The following is a 6,056-nucleotide window of genomic DNA, read 5'->3' on the forward strand; positions in this document are numbered from 1 at the left end:
GACCGCGCGCTGGCCGCGACCAGGCTGACCCTGCACGACAACCACGACGGCACCACCACCGGGCACTTCACCGTCCCCACCCTCGCCGGRCAGATCCTCACCAAGGTGATCCAGCAGATCGCCTCACCACGCCGGTTCGCCCASCAGGCAGCCAAGGACGCCAAGCTCAAGGCAGCGGCGGMCGGCGCGGACCTGAGCGCCGAGCAGGTGGCCGAGGCGACCTGGAACGCATTCCGSGCCGAAGACCTCGACTGGTCCCAGAAGTACGGCCGGGCCTTCGTCGAGCTSCTCGAACACCTGCCCACCGACCACCTCTCCGGCAAGGTCAACGCCACCGTGCTGGTCACCCTCGACCACGACACCCTCAAGGCATCCCTCGGTGCCGCGCACCTCGACACCGGACACGACCTGTCCGCCTCCGAAGCACGCCGGCTGGCCTGCGGCGCAGGGATCGTCCCGGCCGTGCTCGACGGCCAGTCCCAGCTGCTCGACCTCGGCCGCACCCAACGCTTCTTCACCGAAGCCCAACGGGTCGCCCTCGCCTTGACCTACGACTCCTGCGCCGCCGACGACTGCGACCGCCCCTACGCCTGGACCGAGCAACACCACCAAGACCCCTGGGCATCGGGTGGCGCGACCGACCTCGACAAAGCAGTCCCCCTGTGCGGGTTCCACCACCGCCGCGTCCACCACTCCGGATTCCACCACCGAATCACCCGAGAACCCGACGGCAGGAAACGAGTCACCATCAGCAGGCGGACATGACCGAGCCATGGCCCTTCGCAAGACCCGCTTGCCGGGGACCCCGTCGGTCGGAAGACTCCGGTCATGACTGATGACCAGTGGTTCCGCGAAGCCGTCGTCTACCAGATCTACCCGCGCAGCTTCCAGGACTCCGACGGCGACGGCATCGGTGACGTGCCCGGCATCATCAGCCGGCTCGACTACCTCCAGCGGCTCGGCGTCGACGTGGTCTGGCTGTCCCCGATCTACACCAGCCCGCAGGACGACAACGGCTACGACATCGCCGACTACCAGGACATCGACCCGACCTTCGGCACCCTCGCCGACGTCGACGAGCTGATCGCGCAGGCGCACGCCCGCGGCATACGCATCGTCATGGACCTCGTGGTCAACCACACCTCGGACGAGCACCCGTGGTTCGTCGAGTCACGGTCGAGCAAGGACAACCCGAAGCGCGACTGGTACTGGTGGCGGACCGCCCGCGACGGCCACGTGGCCGGCGAGGAGGGCGCCGAGCCGACCAACTGGGAGTCGTTCTTCAGCGGGCCCGCGTGGGAGCTCGACGAGGCCACCGGCGAGTACTACCTCCACCTGTTCAGCCGCAAGCAGCCCGACCTCAACTGGGAGAACCCGGAGGTGCGCGAGGCGGTCTACGCGATGATGCGCTGGTGGCTCGACCGCGGGATCGACGGGTTCCGGATGGACGTCATCAACATGATCTCCAAGGTCACCTCGCTGCCGGACGGCGAGCCGCTCCCGACCACCCCGCACCTCGGTGACGGGACGCCGCACTTCCTCAACGGGCCGCGGATCCACGAGTTCCTGCAGGAGATGCACGCGCAGGTCTTCGCGGGGCGCACCGAGAAGCTGCTGACCGTCGGCGAGATGCCGGGGGTGACCGTCGAGGACGCGATCCTCTACACCGACCCGGAGCGGCACGAGGTCGACATGGTGTTCCAGTTCGAGCACGTCGGGCTCGACATCGGCGCCCACAAGTGGGACCGGAGCCGGGTCGACCTTCGCGACCTCAAGGCGTCGCTCGGTCGGTGGCAGGACGCGCTGGCCGAGGTTGGCTGGAACTCGCTCTACTGGAACAACCACGACCAGCCGCGGGCGGTGTCACGGTTCGGCTCCGATGCGCCGGAGCACCGGGTGGCGTCGGCGAAGCTGCTCGGCACGGTCCTGCACCTGCACCGTGGCACGCCGTACGTCTACCAGGGCGAGGAGCTCGGCATGACGAACGTGCCCTTCGCGTCGGCCGACGACTTCCTCGACATCGAGTCGGTCAACTACTACCGACTGGCCTCGGGGGCCGGCGGCGACGTCGAGGAGATCCTCGTCAACCTGAGGCTCGGCAGCCGCGACAACGCGCGCTCCCCCATGCAGTGGGACGACTCGGAGAATGCCGGCTTCACCACCGGAAAGCCTTGGGCTGCAACGAATCCCAACTACCTCGCGATCAATGCAGCAGCAGCGGTCGCCGATGACGACTCGGTGTTCCACCACTACCGCCGGGTGATCGAGCTGCGGCACACCGAGCCGGCCGTCGCCCACGGCGACTTCCACCTGCTCGCTCCCGACCACGAGACGCTCTACGCGTTCACCCGGTCGCACGAGGGCACCGAGCTGCTGGTGCTGGCCAACTTCTCCGGCGCCGACCTCGACCTCGCCGAGGTCGGCGCGGATGGCACGGTCGACCTCGACGGGTGGGAGTCGGCCACCCTGCTGCTGGGCAACCTCGACGAGCCGGCCTCGCCCACCGCGACGCTCCGCCCGTGGGAGGCGCGCATCCTCAAGCGCTGAGGTATGCCGCGTGGCCGGCACCCGGAGATCAGTCGAGATCCACCCAATTCGCCCCCTCGGGTGACGTCGTTGTGCCACGATCGCCGCGTGATTTGAGCAGAACTCGGGTTGGGGATCCTTGGGACCGCGCTGTGGATCTACTGCCTCTTCGACGTGATCATGACCGACGAGTCCCGGATCAGGAACCTGCCCAAGGTGACCTGGATCTTCGTGGTGCTCATCACCTCGGTCGTCGGTGCGGTGGCGTGGCTCGTGGCCGGTCGACCGCAGACGCCGCAGCGGAGCCTGCCGTACAAGGGCAACACGGGATCGGCGTACCCCGAGTACGAGCGACCCGGGCGGTTCGTGCCGACCAACCCCGATGACGACGCAGAGTTCCTGCGGAAGGTGCGCGAGCGCGCGGAGGCGCAGACTCGCGAGGCCAAGCGCCAGCGGCTCGAACGGGAGCGGCTCGAGGCCGAGGAGCGCGAGCGCCGTCGGCAGGCCAAGCAGGACCCCGGGTCCATCGCCGACGCAAGCGACTGACCGGCGGCGTCCTCGCGCGGTTGCACGCCACGGGCGGCGGCACGTCATGGGCGCGCCCCTCGGCTGCACGTCATGGGCGCGCCCCTCGGCGGCACGTCATGGGCTGCGCGTCCTCGGCTGCACGTCCTGGGCGCCGCCCTGGAGCTGAGTAGCCGCTGCGGGGGCTAGGCGTCAGGCGTGGCCGCGCGCAGCGCTTCCAGCACTTTGGCGTCGATGCCGTCGGGTGACATCCGCATCTCGTAGTTCGCCTCGGCCGCCCACGTCGTCAAGGCGGTCGACAGGTCGCCGGAGTAGCCGAGCTCCGAGAGCCGGACCGCGACCTCGTCGGCGAGGTCGCCGGTGAGCGGACGGACGTCCTCGGGGCCGCCGAAGATGAGGTCGTTCATCCGCAGGAGGCGGGCCAGCTCCTGCGGCGCGTCCTCGTGGTCGTCGACCCGCAGGTCCGCGAGCACCCCGCAGTGGTCGTACCCCGCACCTGGCTGCACGGCATACAGGGCCGCGCCCTGGCGCCCGCGGGAGTCGCCGCCCGCTGCGTCGCCGGCGAGCAGGGCGGCGATGAGCCGGTCGGTGAGCGACTTGCCCACTGAGGCCAGCCAGGCCGCCTCCATCTCGGAGACGACGTCGGGTCCGGTGAGGATGTTGCCCTGGATGGCGTAGCCCCCGGTGGCGTCGCGGCCGCTGACACCACCGGCCCAGTCCAGGCACGAGTCGCCGGTGTAGGTGGCCTGGCTGTCGGGACCGACGACCCCCAGCTGCCGGTGCGCCCGGTCGTCGTCGGGGGTGGTGCAGGCCGTGACGGCCTCCTCGGCGTCGGCCCCGCCCGCGAGGGCGTCGAGGGCGACGGAGCGGTAGGCGACGCGTGCCATGGCCTGGGTGGCGACGGCCCCGACGCCCGGTCGCACCTCGGGCACCACCGCGCCCACGAACGGGAACTTGCTCGCGACGGCGACCCCGAAGGCGTCACCGACCTGGCCGACGATCGAGAAGGTCATGGGTCGACCGTAGTGAGGGGTGAGCAGATCAGCGATTAGTAGGGCGAACCCCCCACCTGCGAGAATGCCCCATGGCCGCGAAAACGACCAGGACCCCCTCGAACCGCACCACTCTCCGAAGCACTCTGAGCACTCGCTTCACCTGGACCACCGTCGCGCCACTCATCGCCGTCGTCGCGCTGGTGCTGACCTGGGGCCGGCACCTCGGCACCCTCCCCGTGATCGTCGTGGCGGTGGCCTTGGCCGCTGCCGTGCTGGCCGCCGTGCACCACGCCGAGGTCGTCGCGCACCGTGTCGGCGAACCGTTCGGCTCGCTGGTGCTGGCCGTCGCGGTCACGATCATCGAGGTGGCGTTGATCGTCACCCTGATGATCAGCGGCGGCAAGGACACGGCGTCACTGGCCCGCGACACGGTGTTCGCGGCGGTGATGATCACCTGCAACGGCATCGTGGGGCTGTCGCTCTTCGTGGGCGCGGTGAAGTACCGGCTCATCTCGTTCAACGCCGAGGGCACCGGGGCTGCGCTCGCGACGGTCACGACGCTGGCCGTGATGACGATGGTGGTGCCGACCTTCACGACCAGCGCGCCGGGACCGGAGTTCACGAGCTCGCAGCTGGTGTTCGCAGCGGTCATCTCGCTCGCGCTCTACGGCATGTTCGTGTCGACCCAGACGCGGCGGCACCGCGACTTCTTCCTGCCGGTCGCCCACGACGGGGAGCCCCTCGAGGACGAGCACGCCGACCCGCCCACGGACCGCGAGACCTGGACCAGCCTCGGGCTCCTGCTCGTCTCGCTGGTCGCGGTGGTCGGTCTGGCGAAGGTCGAGTCGCCGGCCATCGAGTCAGGGGTCGCCGCAGCAGGGTTCCCGCAGTCGTTCGTCGGGGTGGTCATCGCGCTGCTCGTGCTGCTGCCCGAGACCCTCGCCGCGGCCCGCGCGGCCCGGGGCAACCGCATCCAGACCAGCCTCAACCTCGCGCTCGGCTCGGCGATGGCCAGCATCGGCCTGACCATCCCGGCGATCGCGATCGCCTCGATCTGGCTCGACGGCCCGCTGCTGCTCGGCCTCGGCCCGGTGCAGATGGTGCTGCTCGCGCTGACCGTGGTGGTCAGCGTCCTCACCGTGGTGCCGGGGCGCGCTACGCGGCTGCAGGGTGGCGTCCACCTCGTGCTCCTCGCAGCGTTCGTCTTCCTCGCCGTCAACCCCTAGGTCAGGGTCCTGACTGTGGGCTGACCCACGCCGTATGCCGCGCGACTGAGCTGTCCGCGCGGCATACCGTGGGTGGATGGTCACGATCGAAGCCGTCCTGGGGGACATCACGACCCAGCACGTCGATGCCATCGTCAACGCCGCGAACTCAGCACTGCTCGGTGGCGGTGGCGTCGACGGCGCCATCCACGCCGCAGCGGGGCCACGGCTGCTGGAGGCCTGCCGGCGGCTGCGGAGCACCACCCATCCGGACGGGCTGGAGGTCGGGGACGCGGTGGCCACCACTGCGGGCGACCTGCCGGCACAGTGGGTGATCCACACCGTCGGACCGAACAAGCACCGCGGTCAGACCGACCCCGACCTGCTCGCGTCCTGCTTCCGCCGGAGCCTGCAGGTGGCGCGCGAGGTGGGGGCGCGCAGCGTGGCGTTCCCGGCCGTGAGCGCCGGGGTCTACGGCTGGGACTCGGCCGACGTGGCGCAGATCGCCGTCGAGGCGGTCCGGGCAGAGCTCGACACCGAGCCCGCGGGTGGCGACGGCGCGGCTGGGGGCATCGAGCTGGTGCGGTTCGTGCTCTTCAGCCAGCTGACCCTGAGCAACTTCGAGACCGCCCTCGCCCCCTGAAGCAACCTTTGCTAGCAAACGTTCGTGGTTGATGGACACGGTGCAACCTGTCCGCGAACGAGTTTCCTTTGCTAGCTGTACTGACCTGACAGGTTGGTCAAGCGGGTGATGGGTGGCTTGTTCTCGCAGGCGGTGTGGGGTCGGTGGTGGTTGTACTCGTGG

Annotated in this window: 6 protein-coding genes; 5 read left to right on the plus strand and 1 reads right to left on the minus strand. The window is 69.9% G+C overall.

Translation table 11 applies throughout. The features are described 5' to 3' along the window. The 3 genes from AC1DX8_RS21040 to AC1DX8_RS21050 all read left to right on the plus strand — a co-directional run. Positions 1-765: HNH endonuclease signature motif containing protein (locus AC1DX8_RS21040; protein ID WP_477631908.1), on the plus strand; the 765-nt coding region annotated here is incomplete at its 5' end. Between the two features lie 63 nt (positions 766-828). Further along, positions 829-2,547, plus strand: a complete 1,719-nt coding sequence (locus AC1DX8_RS21045; RefSeq protein WP_477631909.1) for a glycoside hydrolase family 13 protein — start codon at positions 829-831, stop codon at positions 2,545-2,547. A 108-nt stretch (positions 2,548-2,655) separates the two neighbouring features. Beyond that, the gene (locus tag AC1DX8_RS21050) at positions 2,656-3,072 is read left to right on the plus strand and encodes a PLD nuclease N-terminal domain-containing protein (protein WP_477631910.1); all 417 of its coding nucleotides are present in this window, start codon (positions 2,656-2,658) and stop codon (positions 3,070-3,072) included. A gap of 164 nt (positions 3,073-3,236) precedes the next feature. Here the strand turns inward: AC1DX8_RS21050 and AC1DX8_RS21055 are convergent, their stop codons facing one another. Beyond that, positions 3,237-4,064 carry a DUF1028 domain-containing protein gene (locus tag AC1DX8_RS21055; RefSeq protein WP_477631911.1) on the minus strand — a complete coding sequence of 276 codons (828 nt, stop codon included), beginning with the start codon at positions 4,062-4,064 and terminating at the stop codon, positions 3,237-3,239. Between the two features lie 71 nt (positions 4,065-4,135). On the opposite strand from AC1DX8_RS21055, the gene AC1DX8_RS21060 reads away from it, so the two are divergent. Continuing rightward, the gene (locus tag AC1DX8_RS21060) at positions 4,136-5,272 is read left to right on the plus strand and encodes a calcium:cation antiporter (protein WP_477631912.1); all 1,137 of its coding nucleotides are present in this window, start codon (positions 4,136-4,138) and stop codon (positions 5,270-5,272) included. Positions 5,273-5,348: 76 nt separating this feature from the next. Then, the gene (locus tag AC1DX8_RS21065) at positions 5,349-5,894 is read left to right on the plus strand and encodes an O-acetyl-ADP-ribose deacetylase (RefSeq protein WP_477631913.1); all 546 of its coding nucleotides are present in this window, start codon (positions 5,349-5,351) and stop codon (positions 5,892-5,894) included. Positions 5,895-6,056: the final 162 nt, after the last annotated feature.

This window comes from Pedococcus sp. P2_A3 (assembly GCF_056405035.1).

Bases quoted from the DNA above. Each gene is read 5' to 3' on its own strand.
- AC1DX8_RS21060 (WP_477631912.1), top strand. From the start codon at position 4,136: ATGGCCGCGAAAACGACCAGGACCCCCTCGAACCGCACCACTCTCCGA.
- AC1DX8_RS21065 (WP_477631913.1), top strand. From the start codon at position 5,349: ATGGTCACGATCGAAGCCGTCCTGGGGGACATCACGACCCAGCACGTC.
- AC1DX8_RS21045 (WP_477631909.1), top strand. From the start codon at position 829: ATGACTGATGACCAGTGGTTCCGCGAAGCCGTCGTCTACCAGATCTAC.
- AC1DX8_RS21055 (WP_477631911.1), bottom strand. From the start codon at position 4,064: ATGACCTTCTCGATCGTCGGCCAGGTCGGTGACGCCTTCGGGGTCGCC.